We start from the raw sequence: 18,650 nt of genomic DNA, 5'->3' as shown, positions 1-18,650 counted from the left end.
GGGTCGAGCATGCGAAATGATCTCGCTTTTCGATGCTCGGACGCAACTACCCGCCCATTGGCATCCTGTGGGTCCCAAGAACTCGGCCGCCCTATGCGACCTGCGCGTATTCGTGGATCAGCCCGCCGAGGCGGTCACGCCGAATGACCTTGATATCGTCCTCGACCGGGTCGGGAAGGGCTCGCAGCGGGGCTGGCTGACCCTGCCGGCTCGTAGCGACGCGACCAAGAATATGGAGAGCCTCGTACTGCGACACGAGGTCGCGGTGCTCCGCCGTCAGGTTGGCCGTCCGAGGCTGTCGTAGGCGGATCGAGCGGTGCTGTCCGCGCTGGCCGAGGACTGCCGGCGGTGCTACGCGCCCACCGACTGGTTACGCCAGGGACGCTGCTGCGCTGGCACCGGCGCCTGATCGCACGCCACTGGACCTACCCGCACCGGAGGATGGGACGACCTGCGACCGATCCGGCGGTCGTGGCGTTGATCCAGAAGCCGGCACGGGAGAACCCCGCGCTGGGGTTACGAGCGCATCCGTGGCGAACCACGGCATCTGGGCCACCAAGTCAGCGGTGCGACGATCCACCGAGTCCTGGAACGTGCACGCTTGGGTCCGGCGCCGCGACGTGCCGACGACCGCTGGCGCGATTTTCTCCGTGCCCATGCCGGGAGCACACTGGCGTGTGATTTCTTCACGGTGGACACCGTCATGCTGGGCCGACTGTAGTTCACAGGCGACGGCACCCAGGTGCTGAAGATCCTGCCGCGGGCGCCTCGCGCGAACGCGTTCGCCGAGCGATGGCTCAGGACCGCACGCACGGAGTGCACCGACAGGCTGCTGATCTTTGGCGAGCGGCACCTTCGCACCGTGCTGGACAAATATGGCAATCCAGGTTGCGACCTTCAGGCGTGCCTCGGCCCGGGTGCGGAACCGGTGCCGGTGCACGTACTCAACCTTCAGTGAGCTGTTGAACGCCTCAGCCGCGGCGTTGTCCAGCGCGCAGCCGACCAGGCCCATGGACTGCACCACACCCAGGCGCTGACACAGCTCCTGGTCGAACCGTGCCGAGTTTGGTGGCGGCCTCCACGAAACCCGGACCGCTGCCCGCCAAGGCCGGCGGTACCCCACATCTGATCGTCGTGCGGTGTGGCTTGAGGTCGAAGGCCCGCCAGATCCGGCCGATGGTCGACTCCGACAATCCGCCGCGCCGCAGCAGCGGCGCGGTCGCCGCGGCACCGGCCAGAGCGGCAGCGCCCCGCAGGAGCGAACGCCGGTCCCATTGCCTGCCATCAGCCACGCCTTCTCCTTTTTCGTGATCACTTTGCCGTGGTCCCTGCAGGCGACGGGCACAACACCTCCTGAGGGCGATGCCGAAGGCGCCGGACTCGCCCGCCGGCCGACCCGGTCCAGTGTCAGCCAGCCATGTCCCCGCCTCATCCGCGCCGCGTCATGGTCGTGTCACGGCGGCAACCGACGGCGGCAACCGACGGTGGCAGCCGTCGACAAACCGAGACATGCGGCAGACGATCGTGCACGCGGACGACGCGTCGATGGCCACCTTCGGGGAGAATCAGCTCTGCCCGGCCACCCGCCGCCCCTCCGGCGAGACCTGCCGGGCCCGGGCCGCCGTCGCCGCCGTCGGGCGGCCTGACGCATGAGCGGCCCCGTCCTTGGACGGAGGCCGCTCATCGGCCGGCGGACTCGCCTCCCAGGGCGGCCGTCACCCCTGCCCGGAAGCGGGCGCTACGCGCCGCCGGCTTCCACGATCATGAACTTGGCCGTGCCCACCGACATGTTCCCGGCCTTGTCGGTGGCCCGGTACGACAGGGTGTGCGCGCCGGGCTGGTTGACCGACAGCGGCTGCGTGTACGCCGCGAACGGCTGGCCGTCGAGCGAATACTCCACGGTGTCCAGCCCGGAGCCGACGTCGCTCGCCGTCAGCTTCACCGTCGCCGAGCCGACGTAGTTCCAGGCCCAGTCCTGGGTGCCGCTGATCGCGGCCGACACCTGCGGCAGCGTGGTGTCGTCCTCCGGAGCCACCACGGTGAACCTCAGAGTCGCCACCGGCGTGGTGTTCCCGGCCTTGTCGGTGGCCCGGTACGACAGGGTGTGCGCCCCCGCCTGGGTGACCGACACGGGCGACGGGTACTCGGTGTAGGGCCCGCCGTCGAGCGAGTACTCCACCGTGGCGACCCCCGACTCGGTGTCGCTCACCGAGATCATCACGGTCGCCGAGCCGACGTAGTTGCCCGCAGAGTCCTGCTGACCCGAGAGCTGCGCCGAGACCTGCGGAGGGGTGGTGTCCTCCTCCTGCGGGGCCGTCACCGTGAACTTCACCGAGCCCACCGGCGAGGTGTTGCCCGCTTTGTCGGTGGCTCGGAAGGTCACCGTGTGCGCGCCGGGCTGGTTGACCGACAGCGGCTGCGTGTACGCCGCGAACGGCTGGCCGTCGAACGAATACTCCACGGTGTCGACCCCGGAGCCGACGTCGCTCGCCGTGACCGTGACCGTCGCCGCGCCCACGTAGTTGCCGTCCGCGTCCTGGTTACCGGTCACCTTCCCGGTGACCTCGGGCGGAGTGGTGTCCTCCTCCTGCGGAGCCACCACCGTGAACGTCACCGAGCCCACCGGCGAGGTGTTGCCCGCCTTGTCGGTGGCCCGGAAGGTCACCGTGTGCGTCCCCACCTGGTTGACCGACACCGGGGCCGAGTAGGCCACGAACTCGCCGCCGTCGAGCGTGTACTCCACGGTGTCCACCCCTGACTCGGTGTCGCTCGCCGAGACCGTGACCGTCGCCGCGCCCACGTAGTTGCCGTCCGCGTCCTGGTCACCTGCCACCTGCGCGGAGACCTGCGGTGCGGTCGTGTCCTCGTTCCCGCCTTCGGTGACGACGAGTTCGCCGGTCATCTGGCCGTGACCGGGGATCACGCAGGTGTAGCGGTACTTGCCGGGGGTGAGGTTGACCTGCGCGATGTGCCGGCCGCCGTCGGCGTCGAAGGGGCTGGCGATGATGTTGAGGCTGACGTCGTGGTTGTAGCCGGGGGTGGAGGTGTCGAACGTCAGCGTGTGCGTCATGCCGGTGGTGTTGCCGGTGGCCGCGCTGTTCTCGAAGACGATGGTGGCGGGGCCGGCCGTCGCCGATTCCGGCGCCGACCTGTACGCGGTCATGCTGTCGTCGGCGGTCCAGGTGAGCACCTGGTCCGCCGCCTGCGCGACGGTGAGCTGCGTACGGGGCCGCGCGTCGGCCTGGACCGACGACAGGAAGAGCGCGGGAAGCGCCACGGCGAGCAGCAAGAAGGCGAGGCGAGGCGCGGACGCCCGCCGTAAGGCTCTGGTCACGAGGGAAGGGAGAGATCCGGCATGCATGTGTCGATGCACCTTTCCGAGCTGGGGTGGAGTGCCGGGCGCGGGGAGCGCTCCCCGGCCCGGCATCCGGCCGGCGTACCGTCCTAGAGTTCGCGCACGCGGATGTTGCGGAAGTCGATCACGTCGTTGCCGCCGTGGTTCTGAAGCCCGACGAACCCGCTGATGAACTGGCGCAGGTCGGTGGGCGGGTCACCGGCGCGGGACGACGCCTTGCCCGGCGTGTTGTCGAACTCGCTGATCACCGTGCCGTTGCGGATGATCGTGTAGTGCTGGCCGACCACTCGGACCTCGTAGTCGTTCCACTGGCCCTTCGGGGTCACCCCGGCCCGGTTCAGGCCGTTGGGCGAGAAGTTGTAGATGGAGCCCGTCTTCTGCGGCTCGCCGGTGTCGCCGTCGTAGATCTGGATCTCGTGGCCACAGAAGATCGCGACCCACGCGGGTGACGTGCGCGCCGCGCCGACCGTGCCGCAGCTTCCGGCGGGACGCTGCTCCACTGGGGTCCTCGGGTCCGGGAACCGGACGAAGACGCCGCTGTTGGCGCGATGCGGGTCGGGCGAGCTGTCACGGAACTGCAGCCGGACCGAGAAGTCCGCGTACGCCTTGTCGGAGTACCACAGCATGCCCAGACCGCCGGAGCTGCGGATCGTACCGTCCGGTTGGAGGTCGAAGCGCCCGGACGGGGCCTGGCTCCAGCCCAGCAGCGACGATGCCGTGCCGTCGAAGATGGGCTGGTACCCCTTCACCCTCCCGACCTCCGACTCGGCCCCGGCGGTACGCAGCGCCTCCGCCTCCTGGGCGGTGATGACGCCGTCCTTGAGGAGCTGGCTCACGACGGTGTCGAGGTGCTTGACGAACTGGTTGCGGTTCTTCCACTCTCGCTCGTCGTCGATCAGGTCGTTGATCGTGCAGCCGCCGCCGGCCGCCTTGTTGCGCACGCCGGTGAAGGCGTCGAGCAACTGCACCGTCGGCCGGGCGTCGGGCGCGGCGCAGCCGACCTTGACAGCGATCTTCCCGGTGGCCTGCTCGCCGTCCGCGTAGGTGACCTTCAGCGTCGCCTCGAACGTGCCGAAGCCGGCGTAGGTGTGCGTCGGGGCGGCCTGGTTCGACGGCGCGCTGCCGTCGCCGAAGTCCCACTCCCACGCCACGCCGCCGGCCTTGGCGCTGGAGAACGTCATCGTCCTGGGATCGGCGTTCTGCCGGGCGGGATGCGCCACGGCGGCGGCCGGGTCCGGCGTCGCCGGACCGCCCCTGTAGGTGACGCGGACCAGCTTCTGGTTCGCGTGCAGGCTGAAGAAGCCGTTGCCGTAGTCGAGCATGTAGAGCGCCCCGTCGGGACCGAACTTCGCGTCCATCCACGACTGGAGCTGGTTGGCGCCGACGCCACCCGGGATGATGTGCCGCAGGTCCTCGGCGAACGCCGGCCGGCCCGCGTCCCGGGCGGTCTCCGGGTCGACGGTCACGGCTATGCGGTTGTTGCTGTTGCCCTCGTCACCGATGAACCACTTGTTGTCCCAGTACTCCGGCCACGCGACCCCGCTGCCGGAGTCGGTCTGGGAGCGGTGGTAGGTCGGGCCCGACATGACCGCCTGGTTGCCGCCCTTGAGGTAGGGCATGGTGAAGGTCTCCTCGCCCTGCTTGTACGTCGGGAGGCCGCTGCCGTCCTGCCGCTTCGGGTAGACCGGGCCACCGCCCTGCGGCGAGTACCAGATCATGTTGTCACGCGCCGGCGGGATGTCGACGAGGCCGGTGTTGCGCGGCGAGGTGTTCTTCAGGTTGTCGCAGTCGTACCACCCGGCGGGCTGGGTGGCGTCGTTGTTGCCGCGGTCGCGGTAGGGCTGCTTGTTGCCCATGCAGTACGGCCAGCCCTGGTTGCCGGCGGAGGTGAGAACCGTCACGGTCTCGTACTTCGCCGGTCCCCACGTCTCACTCGGGCCGACAGCGTCCGGACCGACCCAGCCGGCCGTGATCCAGTCGTTCTCCTTGTCCCACTGCAGCCGCGCGATGTTGCGGACGCCCATCACCCAGATCTCCGCGCGGGTCTTGCCGCCGCCCTCTTCCTCGCCGGTGAACAGGTTGCCCTTAGGGATCGTGTACGTGCCGTCGGGCTCCGGGTGGATGCGGAGGATCTTGCCGTTGAGGTCGTTGGTGTTGCCGGAGGTACGGCGGGCGTCCTGGAACGAGGTGCCCTTGTAGTCCTGGGTCCAGTTGTTCCCGGAGTAACCGCCGGATCCCCCGGAGGAGTTGCTGTCACCGGTGCCGATGTAGAGGTTGCCGTCCTCGTCGAAGGTCATGCCTCCGCCCGCGTGACAGCAGCTGTGGATCTGGGTGTCCCACTGCAGGAGGTCCTTGCGGCTGCTCTGGTCGATCGTCTGGGTACGCGAGTCGTAGTCGAACCGGGAGACCGTCCGCTTGCCGATGCGCCTGTCCCGGTCGATCGACGCGTGCGGCATCCAGTACACGTAGATCCAGCCGTTCTCCGCGAAGTCCGGGTCGAGGGTGATGCCGACCAGGCCCTCCTCGTTCTTGACCAGCTCGTCGCCGCTGCCGCGGTTGCCCATGACGGGCAGCGTGGTCAGCAGCTTGACCTGCTTGGTCCGCGGGTCCCACTGGTGGATGGTGCCGCAGCCGAGGCCCACCTTCGGGTCGTTCCAGCCGGGGATCGGGCCGGTGGCGCAGGCCGCCTTGCCGATGTAGAACACCTTGCCGTTCGGCGCGATGGTCAGGCCGTGCGGCTCTCCGATCTGGTCGAGCTGGCCCTGCGTGTTCGGCGCGGTCAGCCGTTCCACGGTGTAGTTGGCCGCGATGGTCGCCTGGCAGTCGCCCCGGACGATGCCGGTCGCCCACCGGATGGCGCCGGCGAGGTGCGTGCGGAACTGCTTGTCGCTGGTGTAGCTCGCCGCGGTGCCGCCCATGCCGGTGTAGAAGGACCGGCCGCCGTCGTAGTCACGGCACCAGGAGACCGGATGGAACGGGCCGTTGCCGTTCATGCTCGGGTTGTAGGTCCACTCCTCGACCTGCGCGATCGTGTGGACCTTGCCCACCGGATTGGGATTCCAGCTCAGCCACTTGTCGGTCCGTGACAGGGTGAGCGGAAGCCCTTCGTTCGCCGGATGCCGGCGGTCGAGGATGTCCACGACGGCCTTCTGCTCCTTCGGCGCGGGGGGCGGCGCGGAGCCGGGGCCGAACAGCCGCAGCTCGGCGAGCTGGGTCAGGGGCTCACCGCTGTTCGCGGTGATGTTGAGCCGGTAGTACTGGTACGCCGTGGTGTTCTCGAACTTGTACTCCTTGCTCTGGAACCGCTGGGGGAAGGTCTCCCCGCTGCGCTTGTCGAGATCCGTCCAGGTCGTCCCGTTCTGCGAACCCTGGAGGGTCCAGTCCTTCGGGTCCCGGCCGGCGGAGTCGTTGGCCGACGTCAGCGCGTAGTGCGCCACCGCGACGGGCTTGTCCAGTTTGCCCTGCACCCACGCGGTCGGCGTCCGGGCCAGCCATTTGGTGTCGTTGTCCCCGTCGAAAACCTTGTCCTTGGTCTCGTTCGGCGGGTTCTCCGCGCTCGCCGCGGTCTCCGTCACCTTCTCCGCGATGGGGAGGGCGCCGACGGGACGGGTGCCGATCAGCTCGGTGAACCAGGCCGAGTCCACCTGCGCGCGGGCGGCGTCCCGGATGCCGACGAACCCGCCGCCGCCCCTGATGAACGCCTGGAAGGCGGCGAGCTGCGCTTCGTCCAAGCTCACACCCTTGGCGGACAGGAACACCACACCGCGGAACCGCGCCAGGTTGCCGGCGGTGAAGACCGCCGGATCCTGGGCCTCCTCAACGGAGAACCCGTTCTTCTTGCTCAGTTCCCTGATCGCCGTCGCGGCCGCCCGCACCGGGTCGTCCTGCTGCGCGGCCTGACCGCTGAAGACCAGCACGTTGACGGCTGCCTTCTTGGCGGCCGGGGCGGGGGCGGGGGCCTGCGCCTGGGCCGGCACGGCGGGCGGGGTCGCCAGTCCGAGCACCAGGACGGCACTCGACATCGTGATCAGTACGCGTCGCCAGGCGGATGATCGGGACGGTAAATGGCCTGTTCGACCCATCATTGCTCCTTGGGATCGAGGGTGGTTCGGGACCATTCGCGGGCGAGTTCGGGGGTCGGCCGCGGTCCGGGGTTGTCGACGTCTGCGCAGGGCTGTGCTCGTACGGCGTTCCGGTCTCGGGGGCGCCCGGGGCCGCGCGGCCGTCAGTGGCCCGTGTGGTCGCCGCCCGAGTGATCGCCGCCCGGTCGGCCCGGCACGTTCCCGGCCGCGTCCGTCACCGTGAAAATGCCGGCCATCCCCATGTCGGAGTGGCTCTGGACGTGGCAGTGGTACATCCACGCCCCCGGGCCGACGCGCTCGCCCGCGATCAGCTGGAAGCCGAACGACTCGGCGGGCCCGGTGATCTTGGTGTCGATGATCCGGCTCTGGTCCTCAAGGCTCTCCAGCATGCCGGTGCGGTTGTCGGCCCAGCGGTGCCCGTGGATGTGGAACGTGTGATAGAACTCGCCGTGGGTGATCACGATCCACTCCACCCGCTCACCGACCTTGGCGACGAACTCCGGCGCGTCGTGCCCGGGGCGATTGTTGATCATCATGTCGTTGAAGACGACGGTGAACGTCTTGTCCGGCCTGACATCCTGCTTCCGCCGGACCACCAGCGGGCCGTACAGCCCCTGGCGGATGCCGCCCGTGCCGTGATCGCTTCCCACCACGTGGTCGTGGTAGTGCCAGTAGCCCGCGCTGCCAGGCTCGATGCCGGCACCGCCCGCGCGCCTGCGCTGCGCGTGGGTGCGCCAGATGTAGGTGCGCCGGCCGCCGGGCTCCACCACGCTCTCGTTCAGCCTCGTACCGTCGCTGGCCACGTCGTAGTCCACCCCGTGGACGTGCAGGCTCGCCGTCACGTCCAGGTTGTTGACCATCTCGATCTCAAGCGTGTCGCCCTCGACCATCTCGATGAGCGGCCCGGGAATCGTGGCCATGCCCGGCTCCAGGCCGTAGCCCAGTTGGCCGTTCTCCAGCCGCTCGGCGTACAGGGTGATGCGGCGGACCGCGCCCATGGTCGTGCCGGCCTGGGTCGACGCGGCCGTCTGATTCGCTGCGACCAATGGCGCCAACGCGGCAGCCGCCGCGGACGTGGTGAAGGCACGCCGGGAGAGCAGGCTTTTCGCCACGCCTCTGCCTACCTCGGTCATGGTTCCCCAATCGATGACGCTTGCGTGAGGGTGTCTTGCGGGTGCTCGGGACGCTGCCTTCGCGCGCGATGCGGGTCTAGGCCTGGACCGGCCGCGTCGTGATCGGTGGTGTCGTAGAGGGGAAGTTAGATCGACTTTCGATCGAAGTACGCGCCATTTTCAGCTAAATGTCAACAAGTAGCGGCGAAAGAGTCAGAACTTCCGCCCGTATCTGGTCAAAGGCTGATACGGCTGTTACGGTGACGACAAGATCCGGCTTTGCGTCCGCCGGCAATGACATACACCCAGGTCATGGGCCATGTATGCCTTCGCCGCGTTACGGTTGCCGCCCATCGGCGCTCGGGACAAGGACGTCGAGACTCTCGCCCTGCGCCACCAGATCACCGTCCCGCACCGGCACCGCGATCTGACGAGGCAACGTCACGCTCGTATCTGCCGGCCGAACCGGCCCAGGCGCTACCCATCCACAGTCCGCTCCATCCGCGCCCACATTCTGCGCCTGGTTCGTGAGAACCCTGGCTGGGGCTACCGGCAAGCTCACCACGCTCGGTATCAAGGTCGCGCCGTCCACGGTGTCCCCTCGAAACACGGGTTTCGTACTGTAGCTGGGGTTTTGCTGCGCGATCAGAACGGCGGCGGCAACCATCGCAGGGTGTTGTTGTCGCTGGTCTACCGGTTGGTTAGGTGCTTGTTCGGTCTGCTGACGGTGCTGGTCCGCGCTGATCTATCCAAGGACGTTGAGCTGCTGGTGCTCCGTCACGAGAATCAGGTGCTGCGCCGTCAGCTCGGTGGCCGGCCGCGGTGGGGTCACCTCGACCGGCTCTGGCTTGCGGCACTGTCGAGGCTGGTTCGCCGTCGCCAGTGGGCGGACGTGTTCCCGATCACCTCGGCGACGATCTCGTGCTGGCACCGCAATCTTGTAGCGCGTAAGTGGACCTACACGGACCGGAGGCACCCGGGACGGCCCGGCACCCGACAGCCGATTAAGGCACTGATCATTCGGATGGCCCGGGAGAACCCGACCTGGGGGCACAGAAGGGTCCAAGGGGAGTTGCCACGCCTGGGCTACCCAATCGCGGCCTCCACGGTGCGGAAGATCATGCACGCGGCGGGTATCGATCCGGCGCCTCGCCGGGCGGGGCCGACCTGGCGGCAGTTTCTGACCGCTCAAGCCCACGCGATCATCGCGTGCGACTTTCTCGTGGTCGTACCATACTGCTCAAACGGCTGTATGTGCTGATCTTCATCCAGCACGGCACCCGACGTCTCCACCTGGTGGGAGTGACCCCGCACCCGACCGGAGCATGGGCGGTGCAGCAGGCCCGCAACCTGGTGATGGACCTGCGTGACCGCATCGCCGGGCTACGGTTCGTGATCCACGACCGGGATCCGCTTTTCACCTTGGCCTTCAGGGAGGTTTTTGAAGCCGAAGGGCTGCGAATCATCACAACGCTGCCCCGGACCCCGAGAATGAACGCCATCTGCGAGCGCGTCATCGGCACTCTGCGTCGCGAACTCCTGGACCGCATCCTGATCCTCAACGAACACCACCTGGCCTCGTACTCTACGAATATCTGATCCATTACAACGGGCACCAGCCGCATCAGTCCCGGCATCAACAGCCTCCGGACGTGGCAACGCAGCCCTCCCCCGACGTGACCGACCTCAACGATCTGCGATCCATCTGCCGAAAACCGGTCGTTGCAGACACGCTCAACGAATACCACCACGCCGCGTAACCGCAGTTCAGACCCCGTAACTCAATATTCGAGCGGCACAGGGTGTCTCACCTGATCAATCGCTGCGCCGCCGGGGGCGTCGACGTGGCGGTGGTGTGGGTGCGATGCGACGCCGCATCCATGCGCAAGCACATCGAACTCCGCGGCGACCCGCGCAATGCGTGGAAGCTCCAAAACTGGGAGGCGTACGCCGACACCCTCAACACCGAGACTCACCCCTCCGCCGCCCACGTCGTCGTCGACAATCGGCTCGGCACCGCAATCGCTCTCGTCCACCAAGCGCGCGAGACGCTGAACCGGATCCTCGCGGGACTGGAACTGCACTGAGCGACGAACCCCAGCAAGGCGTCAAGCATCAACCGAGCTTCCATGGAACCAGCAAAAGAGCAGGTAGACACCATGATCACCCAAGTACTCGCCGAGTACTCGCCGACTGGATGAGACTTTCTCTACGGTTTCAAGGGCAGCCCGCCTACGGCGACCTGCCGCGCATCGGGACGGTCGCTGGCCGCGCTGCGACTCTCCGGCCGGTCGCGGCCAGCACCGCCCACGCGTTAGGGTGCCCCCGTGAGCGAACTACTGTACCTATCAGGTCAGAAGCTGTACGGGCGGCTTAGCGTAGCTCGCATAACGTCCAACACAGAGGCAAAGGGAAGCATCAAGCTCCCTCCCGTAACTCCCGCTCTAGAGCTGTCCGCAACTCGTACCAAAAGCATAGGAGGAGAGGGACCAGATAGTCGCAGTGCGCTTACCAAAGGGATCAAGAGGATTGAGAAACTCCACAATCCCACCGAATTTCCTTCCAGAAACCTTCGCCCCAATCAATGGGTGAAATTTGATCTCGACATGGCTCAAGCGGCTGTCCACGAGGACTGCGCAACTGCGCCTGCCGATAATTACATCCGCCCAGGTCATGACCTCTGCGAGGGCTTCGCCTAAGCGTACGCGAGCTCCGGTCACGCGCGAGACGGAAGCGGGTACGGCAGGATGATCAGCTGTGCTGCTTCGCCTGGCCTACCTGACCGTCACGAACGCCTTCGCCGCGCTGCGGTTGCTTCCCATGAGCGATCGGGACAAGGACGTGGAGATCCTCGTTCTGCGTCACCAGGTCGCCGTCCTTAAACACCAACTCGGCGCTGACACCCAGAGTGCAATTCGCACCCGAAGACCGGGCCCTTCTCGCCGCGCTCCTGACCTCCCTGCCGCGTAAGGTTCTGCGCCGGCTGCGGCTTCTCGTCCGGCCGGACACCGTCCTGCGCTGGCACCGCGACCTGATGAGACGTCGTCACGCCCACATATGCCGGCCCCAGCGGCCCGGGCGCCCACCGACGGTCCCCTCCATCCGCACCCTCATTCTGCGCCTCGTTCGGGAGAACCCGAGCAGGGGCTACCGGCGGATCCACGGAGAGCTCACCACGCTCGGCATCAAGGTCGCGCCATCCACTGTCTGGGAGATCCTCAAACAGGCAGGCCTCGACCCGGCACCTGAAAGAGCTTCCACCACGTGGGCCGACTTCCTGCGCTCTCAAGCAAACGCGCTACTGGCCTGCGACTTCATCGAGGCCGTTACTCTCAGCGGGCAACGCCAGTACGTCCTGGCGGTCATCGAGCACGCCAGCAGACGCGTCCGCGTGCTCGGCACCACCGCCCACCCGAGCGCGAATTGGGTCACCCAGGCGATCAGGAACCTGGCGATGGACCTGGACGATGCAGGCTGCAGAGCGCGCTTTCTGCTCCGAGATCGGGATGGAAAGTTCCCGGCCCTCATGGACGAGATCCTCGCCGAGGCCGGCATCACGACGGTGCTCACTGGCATTCGGATGCCGCGGATGAACTCCATCATGGAGCGGTGGGTGCAGTCCTGCCGCCACGAGCTTCTCGACCGCTGCCTCATCTGGAACGAACACCACCTGCGGCACGCCCTGCGCGAGTATGAACGGTTCTACAACAAGCATCGAGCACATCAAACTCTGAACCAAGCGGCTCCGCTGCGTCCCGTCCCGGACCCGATCACTGATCCCGGACAGATCACCGACCCGAACATCCGCCGGCGAGACCGGCTCGGCGGCGTCCTCCACGAATACTCATATGCCGCTTGACCTGCACGGATGGAATTTTCGGCAGGCGCACCTTCGGAACGGAGAAGAAGTTCCCGGGCTTCAGCCAGGCCACACCTCTGACCCGCCTGGAATCCGGAAGCCGGAATGGCCGGAACTACTACCGCTCCTTCAGAATCTGCGCTATCGATTATGCCACCAGGAATAGCGCCACCTGGAAGGGGGGCGCTGCCCCGTGGGACACCAGCACGCATGAGTGCGACGAGTTCCCCTTCCAGAGCACCTATCAAGGTTCCTGGGTGAGCTGACAAAAGGACAAGCCGGACGACAAGGGAAAACCTTATATGCCGGGTGTCGCCGTCTCAGTATCCTTGATCCCCAAGCAGGAGAACAATGACTGGGGCAGCACAGTCAATGTCGCAAGGCTCGGACGTTTCTACATGAACGACCGGATCCTGCACGGCAAGGACTTCATCCTGCACCTTTACAACGCGATGAACGAATGCGTTAACTAGCGGCACATAGAGCCCCGGGCGGAGCAATGCCGTCCGGGGCCTTGTCATTTCTGATGACTAGTCGCGTGCCTCAGCCGGCCAGAAGCGAAACACGAATTCTTCCAGCCCCTCCGGCAAACCCGGCAAATCATCATCATCGTCGTCGTCATCGTCGCCGCCCCAACCCAGCGGGCCAAGCTCCCTCCTCGCGATTCGCCGTCCGCGCACCAGCCATGAGACCCCAGAAAGCCCTAGATCGAGCACCGGACTCGACTCCCCTGAAGTGTTGTGGAGCCACAATCTCCCCGAGCTGCTGAAAATCTCAACCACAGGCCCGCCGCCCACCCCACCTTCTTCCTCGGCAGGAGGCTCGGCATCCCACCGCTCCAAGGTGACACGGACGATATGATGGGAGCCTGCACGGCTCCGCACAATTGCCAAATTCGGGGTGGCAGCGAACCAGATCTCATCCTCATCGGTAAGGGCGTACAACTCCTGCGGATCAAGCGCGGAAGGCAACCGCGACAACCCATCCACGTCCAAGATCGAGAAGGAGCCGTACTCGACCGAGTACGTGCCTGTGACGCTGTCGACCAGATTGGCCATCTAACCACTCCGCGATGCGACAAACTCGTGGATCACTGGAGCTGAGATTATCCGAAATATCCCGTAACGGCCGATGCCATCCTGGTCACGTCCCGTCGCGTGGTGTAGAACCGGCCCTCGTCGGCGTGGGCCGAGGGCAGCGAAACCAGGACAGTGGATAGGTCGTAGGAAAGGTCAGCGCGCTGGCGGCGTGAGCGTTTTGGTCGGTGCGGGGTCCTCCTCGGCCAGGGAGATAAGGGTCTTGTGGCTGATCCGCAGGTGTTCGACCTGCTCGCTGAGTTCACTCACTCGCGTGGTGAGGATGTCGATCTCCGTCTGGGTCTGCTCGATCTGGCAGGTCAGCCAGTGCTCGCGGGCCTCGATCCGGTGCGGGTGCCGAGTATTCATCCGTGCAGGTCATGGAGGTGATGCGTTCTCTTGCGCTCCCGTCGCGCGCCGCACGGCATGATGGTCAATCGTGTTATTGCGCTTGGCCTACCTCACGGTGACGACCACGTTCTCGTTTCTGGAGCTGCTCCCCCGAACCGACCGGGACAAAGAGATCGAAATCCTGGTGTTACGGCACCAATTGATGGTGCTGCAGCGGCAGGTGACCAAGCCCGCGTTCACGCCGACTGATCGGCTCCTCCTCGCTGGGATGCTTCACCACCTGCCCACGGAGAGACTCCGGCACCTTGTGTTGCTGGTCCGGCCGGACACCGTCCTGCGCTGGCACCGCGATCTGCTGCGACGCCGTCACGCCGCGGCCAGCGCGCCTCGCGGGCGTGGACGTCCGCGGACCATCCGGTCCATACAGTTGCTGGTGATGCGGCTGGCACGGGAGAACGCCTCGTGGGGCTACCGGCGCATTCACGGTGAGCTGGCCGCGCTCGGCATCAAGGTCGCCGCCTCCCCCGTGTGGGAGATCCCCAAAGCACACGGCATCGAGCCGGCTCCCGAACGGACCGCCACAACCTGGGCCACCTTCCTACGCAGCCAGGCAGATGTTTTGCTGGCGTGCGGCTTCTTCGAAGTCCGCACCCTCACCGGCGCCCGCCTGTACGTTCTGGCGGTCATTGAGCACGCCACCCGCCGTATCCGCGTCCTCGGCGTCACCGCTCACCCCACCGGTCAGTGGGTCACCCAACTCGGCCGCAACCTCGCCATGGACCTGCAAGATATGGGTAGCTCGGCCAAGTTCCTCATCCGTGACCGGGACGCCAAGTTCGCCGCGGCCTTCGCCGCGGCCTTCGACGCGGTGCCGGCCGATGCCGGAATACGCATCGTCAAGAGCGGTGTCCGGATACCGCGAATGAATGCAATCACGGAGCGGTGGATCCAGAGCTGCCGACGCGAACTGCTGGACCGGACGTTGATCTGGAACCAGCACCACCTTCTGCACGCGCTGCGCGAGTTCGAAACCTGCTACAACGAACACCGGCCGCATCGGGCTCTCTGCCAGGCAGCTCCGCTCCGACCGCTTCCCATTCCCAACGCTGACCCAGTCCAGATCACGGTGCTCGACATCCATCGACGTGATCGACTTGGAGGCATCCTGAAGGAGTATCGGCATGCGGCTTGACCTGGCCGGATGATTAATCGGCACCCGCAGGGTCGGATCATTGGCCGTCCGGGCCTCAGGCTTGAAGTCCAGCGCCGCTTCACCAGGTCGGCGTGCCAGCGCAGGAGCGTGCGCGCTGTGACGAACAGGCGGCGTTGGGGCAGGAGCCGCGCGAGCGCGGAAAGGATCACCCGATCCGGCTGAATACCTGTAAGTCGATCAAGTACGGCAGCCGCAGAGCCGTCCTGCGATCCTGCCGGAGCCGAACTAGCGGGGCCCTCCTTTCCTGGCCCGACAAGACTGTGAGCGTTAACAGCAAGGTTCGTCAAGGGACTGCTCGATTACGGTCGCATCACGCAACGCCTCCGACATGGCGCCCTTGCGCGACCAGACTTGGCGGTTGTCAACAACACCCATCGATGGCCTTCGGTCGATCCCCTGCTCAAGCCCATGGCGCAGCGCCAGGACGCTCGTGCGGCAATGTCGCGCTCTCACACTCCTCTTGACGCGTGCCACATTTGCGCTGACACTGACTCACACATCCCCGGCGATGAGAGTTAGCCGTTAGTACATCGATGAATGTTAGCGCTAACATGCGGAGACCCCCCATGAACCTCTGCACCAGCCCTCGCTTATCCGCAGGCCGCGCCCGTACCGGAGCCGCTGTCGTGGCGCTCCTCACGGTGCTTCTCGTGGTGTGCCAGTCCCTGGTGGCCTCTGGCCCGGCCGCCGCCGCGACCATCGACACCACCGCCTCGTACGTGCTGGTCAACCGGCACAGCGGCAAGGCCATCGACGTCTACGACCTCGCCACCACCGACGGCGCCCCGATCGTGCAGTGGGCCCGCAACGACGGCGCCTGGCAGCAGTGGCAGTTCGTCGACTCCGGCGGCGGCTACTACCGCCTCAAGTCCCGCCACAGCGGCAAGGTCCTCGACGTTCACCAGCACTCGACGGCCGACGGCGCCAACATCGTCCAGTGGACCGACCTCAACGGCGGCAACCAGCAGTTCCGGGTCGTCGACACCGACAACGGCTACGTCAAGCTGATCAACCGCACCAGCGGCAAGACCCTGGAGACCTGGGAGTGGTCCACCGCCGACGGCGGCCGCATCTCGCAGTACACCGACCTGAACGGCGCCAACCAGCAGTGGCAGCTCATCAAGCTCGGCGACCCCACCACCCCGCCGCCCGCCTACCCGAACCCGGGCGTGGTCACCGGCGACGTCAACGTGCACGACCCCGAGGTGGCCAAGACCCCCAGCGGCGGCTACCTGCTGGCGCACACCGGTAACGGCATCTCGCTCAAGACCTCCGCCGACCGCACGGCCTGGCGGAACGCGGGGGCGGCGTTCCCCGGCGCCGTCACGTGGGCCCACCCGTACACGAACGGCAGCAACCACCTGTGGGCGCCGGACATCACCTACGTCAACGGCCGGTACTACATGTACTACTCGGCCTCCACCTTCGGCTCCAACCACTCGGCAATCTTCCTGGCCACCAGCACCACCGGCGCCTCCGGCTCCTGGACCAACCAGGGCCTGGTGATCGAGTCGAGCACCTCGGACAACTTCAACGCCATCGACCCCAACCTCGTCATCGACGACCAGGGCCGCTGGTGGCTGAACTTCGGCTCGTTCTGGTCGGGCATCAAGATGGTCCAGCTCGACCCCGCCACCGGCAAGCGCAGCAACTCGACGATCACCTCCATCGCGGGGCGGGGCGGCGGCGCGATCGAGGCGCCGTTCATCTTCCGGCACGGCGGCTACTACTACCTGCTGGTCTCCTTCGACGCCTGCTGCCAGGGCGCCTCCAGCACCTACCGCATCATGGTCGGCCGCTCCACCTCGGTCACCGGCCCGTACGTCGACCGCAACGGCGTGGCGCTGAACTCCGGCGGCGGCACCCAGCTCCTGGCCGGCCACGGCAGCATCCATGGCCCCGGCCACCAGGCCGTGCTCGCCGACACCGACGGAGACGTCCTGTTCTACCACTGGTACGCGAACGACAACTCCTCCCGGCTCGGCATCAACAAGCTCGGCTGGGACACCGCCGGCTGGCCCTTCGTCTACTGACCCCTGGGGAAGCCCCTTCCACCATGCCCGCGGGCCGCTCCCTTCGAGCCGGCTCAGAGAGTTCCCCCCTCGCCCCGCATAGGAGAACCCGTGTTACTGGCTTATGCGCGACGCATCCTGGTGTTCGCTGCCGCCGCTGTCCTCACGCTCGCCATGTCCGTCGTCGCCTCCGGCCGTGCGGAGGCGGCGCCCGGACCGTCCTTCACCAACCCCGTCGTCCCGGCGCCCAACAGCGCCGACCCGACGCTGGTCTTCCACAACGGCTTCTACTACTACGTCGCCACGACCTGGACCGCTGACGTCGTCATGCGCAGGTCGGCGACGATCGCCGGGCTCCGCAGCGCCCCCGAGCAGGTCATCCTGCGGACCGGCGGCGACACGATGTGGGCCCCGCACCTGGAGCAGATCAACAACCGCTGGTACCTGTACTACTCGGTGGAGCAGTGCTGCGCGGCCCGCCGTACCCACGTCGCGGAGAGCGCCGGCTCGGACCCGATGGGCCCGTACACCTACCGCGGCGTGCTCAACCTGATGCCGAACAACGGCTGGGCCATCGACGCCGCCGTGGTGCGGCTCAACGGCGCCCTCTACATGACGTTCTCGGCGTTCGCGCCCGAGGACAACCTGCAGTCGCTCTACCTCGCGCCGCTGTCGAACCCGTGGACCGCGAGCGCGTTCGGCCGCCGCATCTCCGCGCCCACCCTGGCGTGGGAGCGCCAGGACGGCGCGGTCAACGAGGGCGGCTTCCTGCTGCAACGCGGCGGCCGTACCTTCCTGACCTACTCGGCCAGCCACTGCAACGGCCCCAACTACAAGCTCGGCATGCTCGAATACCGCGGCGGCGACCCCCTGGCCGCCTCCTCCTGGACCAAGTTCCCCAACCCGATCTTCCAGCGCAACGACGCCGCCGGCGTCTACGGCCCCGGACACCACTCGTTCTTCACCTCGCCCGACGGCACCGAGACGTGGATCGCGTACCACGCCAACTCCTCGGCGAGCCAGGGCTGCGGCACCACCCGCACCACCCGGGTGCAGAAGATCTCCTGGAACGCCGACGGCACCCCGAACCTCGGCGTACCCGTCTCGACCTCGACGGTGCTGCAGGGCCCGTCGGGCGAGGTCACGCCCGCGTACGCGCGGATCCGCAACCGGCACAGCAACCTGTGCCTCGACGACTACGACTGGATCACCACCCCCGGCGCCGAGGTGCGCCAGTGGACCTGCAACGGCGCCGCCGTCCAGGACTGGACCCTCACCCCGACCGGCGACGGCTACCACACGATCGTCAACCGCCACAGCGGCCTGTGCCTGGACAATCGTGACTGGGCCACCGCGCCCGGCTCGCCCGTCCAGCAGTGGACCTGCAACGGCCTGGCCGTCCAGCAGTGGCGAATCACCTCCACCGGAGACGGCTACTCCACGCTGACCAACCGGCACAGCGGCCTCTGCCTGGACAACTACAACTGGGGCACCCAGCCGGGCGCCGAAGTACGCCAGTGGACCTGCAACAACACCGCCGCCCAGCAGTGGACCACCTCCTGAAGCGAATTCCGGAGGCCACGGCCGGCA

General features: G+C 66.9%; 15 protein-coding genes. 10 read left to right on the top strand and 5 right to left on the bottom strand.

Annotated elements, in window-relative coordinates; all coding sequences use genetic code 11:
* Positions 1–742 precede the first annotated feature (742 nt).
* Positions 743–958 (top strand): hypothetical protein, encoded by a 216-nt coding sequence (locus AB0I79_RS54510; protein ID WP_357892319.1) that lies wholly within the window; start codon positions 743–745, stop codon positions 956–958.
* Between the two features lie 551 nt (positions 959–1,509).
* Positions 1,510–1,653, top strand: a complete 144-nt coding sequence (locus AB0I79_RS54505) for a hypothetical protein (RefSeq protein WP_357892316.1) — start codon at positions 1,510–1,512, stop codon at positions 1,651–1,653.
* An 85-nt stretch (positions 1,654–1,738) separates the two neighbouring features.
* On the opposite strand, the gene AB0I79_RS54500 is transcribed toward AB0I79_RS54505, so the two are convergent.
* The 3 genes from AB0I79_RS54500 to AB0I79_RS54490 form a co-directional block, all read right to left on the bottom strand.
* Positions 1,739–3,334, bottom strand: coding sequence for a chitobiase/beta-hexosaminidase C-terminal domain-containing protein (locus AB0I79_RS54500; RefSeq protein WP_357892313.1), 1,596 nt, complete (start codon positions 3,332–3,334; stop codon positions 1,739–1,741).
* Positions 3,335–3,444: 110 nt separating this feature from the next.
* Positions 3,445–7,377, bottom strand: a complete 3,933-nt coding sequence (locus tag AB0I79_RS54495; RefSeq protein ID WP_357892311.1) for a ThuA domain-containing protein — start codon at positions 7,375–7,377, stop codon at positions 3,445–3,447.
* Between the two features lie 203 nt (positions 7,378–7,580).
* Positions 7,581–8,483, bottom strand: coding sequence for a multicopper oxidase domain-containing protein (locus tag AB0I79_RS54490; RefSeq protein ID WP_357892308.1), 903 nt, complete (start codon positions 8,481–8,483; stop codon positions 7,581–7,583).
* 385 nt (positions 8,484–8,868) lie between these two features.
* Between AB0I79_RS54490 and AB0I79_RS54485 the strand changes: the two genes are divergently transcribed.
* The 5 genes from AB0I79_RS54485 (at position 8,869) to AB0I79_RS54465 (ending at position 12,881) form a co-directional block, all read left to right on the top strand.
* On the top strand, positions 8,869–9,810 hold the full coding sequence (locus AB0I79_RS54485; protein ID WP_357892305.1) for an IS3 family transposase: 942 nt from the start codon (positions 8,869–8,871) through the stop codon (positions 9,808–9,810).
* The gene (locus AB0I79_RS54480; protein ID WP_357892302.1) at positions 9,804–10,148 is read left to right on the top strand and encodes a hypothetical protein; all 345 of its coding nucleotides are present in this window, start codon (positions 9,804–9,806) and stop codon (positions 10,146–10,148) included. Before AB0I79_RS54485 ends, AB0I79_RS54480 begins: the two co-directional genes overlap by 7 nt.
* A 203-nt stretch (positions 10,149–10,351) precedes the next feature.
* A complete protein-coding gene (locus tag AB0I79_RS54475; protein WP_357892299.1) occupies positions 10,352–10,636 on the top strand; it encodes a hypothetical protein in 285 nt (94 codons plus the stop codon).
* Positions 10,637–11,457: 821 nt separating this feature from the next.
* Positions 11,458–12,408, top strand: coding sequence for an integrase core domain-containing protein (locus AB0I79_RS54470; RefSeq protein WP_357892296.1), 951 nt, complete (start codon positions 11,458–11,460; stop codon positions 12,406–12,408).
* Between the two features lie 302 nt (positions 12,409–12,710).
* Positions 12,711–12,881, top strand: a complete 171-nt coding sequence (locus AB0I79_RS54465) for a hypothetical protein (RefSeq protein WP_357892293.1) — start codon at positions 12,711–12,713, stop codon at positions 12,879–12,881.
* A gap of 57 nt (positions 12,882–12,938) precedes the next feature.
* Here AB0I79_RS54465 and AB0I79_RS54460 read toward each other — a convergent pair whose 3' ends face one another.
* Positions 12,939–13,466: a hypothetical protein gene (locus AB0I79_RS54460; RefSeq protein ID WP_357892290.1), complete on the bottom strand. Its 528-nt coding sequence runs from the start codon at positions 13,464–13,466 to the stop codon at positions 12,939–12,941.
* Positions 13,467–13,640: 174 nt separating this feature from the next.
* The gene (locus AB0I79_RS54455) at positions 13,641–13,853 is read right to left on the bottom strand and encodes a hypothetical protein (protein ID WP_357892287.1); all 213 of its coding nucleotides are present in this window, start codon (positions 13,851–13,853) and stop codon (positions 13,641–13,643) included.
* Positions 13,854–13,923: 70 nt separating this feature from the next.
* Here AB0I79_RS54455 and AB0I79_RS54450 point away from each other — a divergent pair, with 70 nt between their 5' ends.
* From AB0I79_RS54450 to AB0I79_RS54440, 3 genes are all read left to right on the top strand, one after another.
* Entirely contained in the window at positions 13,924–15,027 is a 1,104-nt protein-coding gene (locus tag AB0I79_RS54450; protein ID WP_357892284.1) for an integrase core domain-containing protein, read from the top strand.
* Positions 15,028–15,674: 647 nt separating this feature from the next.
* Positions 15,675–17,081, top strand: coding sequence for a family 43 glycosylhydrolase (locus AB0I79_RS54445; RefSeq protein ID WP_357892281.1), 1,407 nt, complete (start codon positions 15,675–15,677; stop codon positions 17,079–17,081).
* A 90-nt stretch (positions 17,082–17,171) separates the two neighbouring features.
* A complete protein-coding gene (locus AB0I79_RS54440; protein ID WP_357892278.1) occupies positions 17,172–18,623 on the top strand; it encodes a family 43 glycosylhydrolase in 1,452 nt (483 codons plus the stop codon).
* Positions 18,624–18,650 lie beyond the last annotated feature (27 nt).

The sequence above is a fragment of the Nonomuraea sp. NPDC050202 genome (genome assembly GCF_040656115.1).
GTDB lineage: Bacteria > Actinomycetota > Actinomycetes > Streptosporangiales > Streptosporangiaceae > Nonomuraea.
Note: the sequence above shows the minus strand (reverse complement) of the source record. Positions and strands in the feature narration are given on the sequence as shown.

Excerpts from the sequence above, each read along its gene's own strand:
- AB0I79_RS54465 (WP_357892293.1), top strand. The coding sequence starts at position 12,711 with ATGCCGGGTGTCGCCGTCTCAGTATCCTTGATCCCCAAGCAGGAGAAC.
- AB0I79_RS54455 (WP_357892287.1), bottom strand. The coding sequence starts at position 13,853 with ATGAATACTCGGCACCCGCACCGGATCGAGGCCCGCGAGCACTGGCTG.
- AB0I79_RS54505 (WP_357892316.1), top strand. The coding sequence starts at position 1,510 with ATGCGGCAGACGATCGTGCACGCGGACGACGCGTCGATGGCCACCTTC.
- AB0I79_RS54495 (WP_357892311.1), bottom strand. The coding sequence starts at position 7,377 with ATGTCGAGTGCCGTCCTGGTGCTCGGACTGGCGACCCCGCCCGCCGTG.
- AB0I79_RS54460 (WP_357892290.1), bottom strand. The coding sequence starts at position 13,466 with ATGGCCAATCTGGTCGACAGCGTCACAGGCACGTACTCGGTCGAGTAC.
- AB0I79_RS54485 (WP_357892305.1), top strand. The coding sequence starts at position 8,869 with ATGTATGCCTTCGCCGCGTTACGGTTGCCGCCCATCGGCGCTCGGGAC.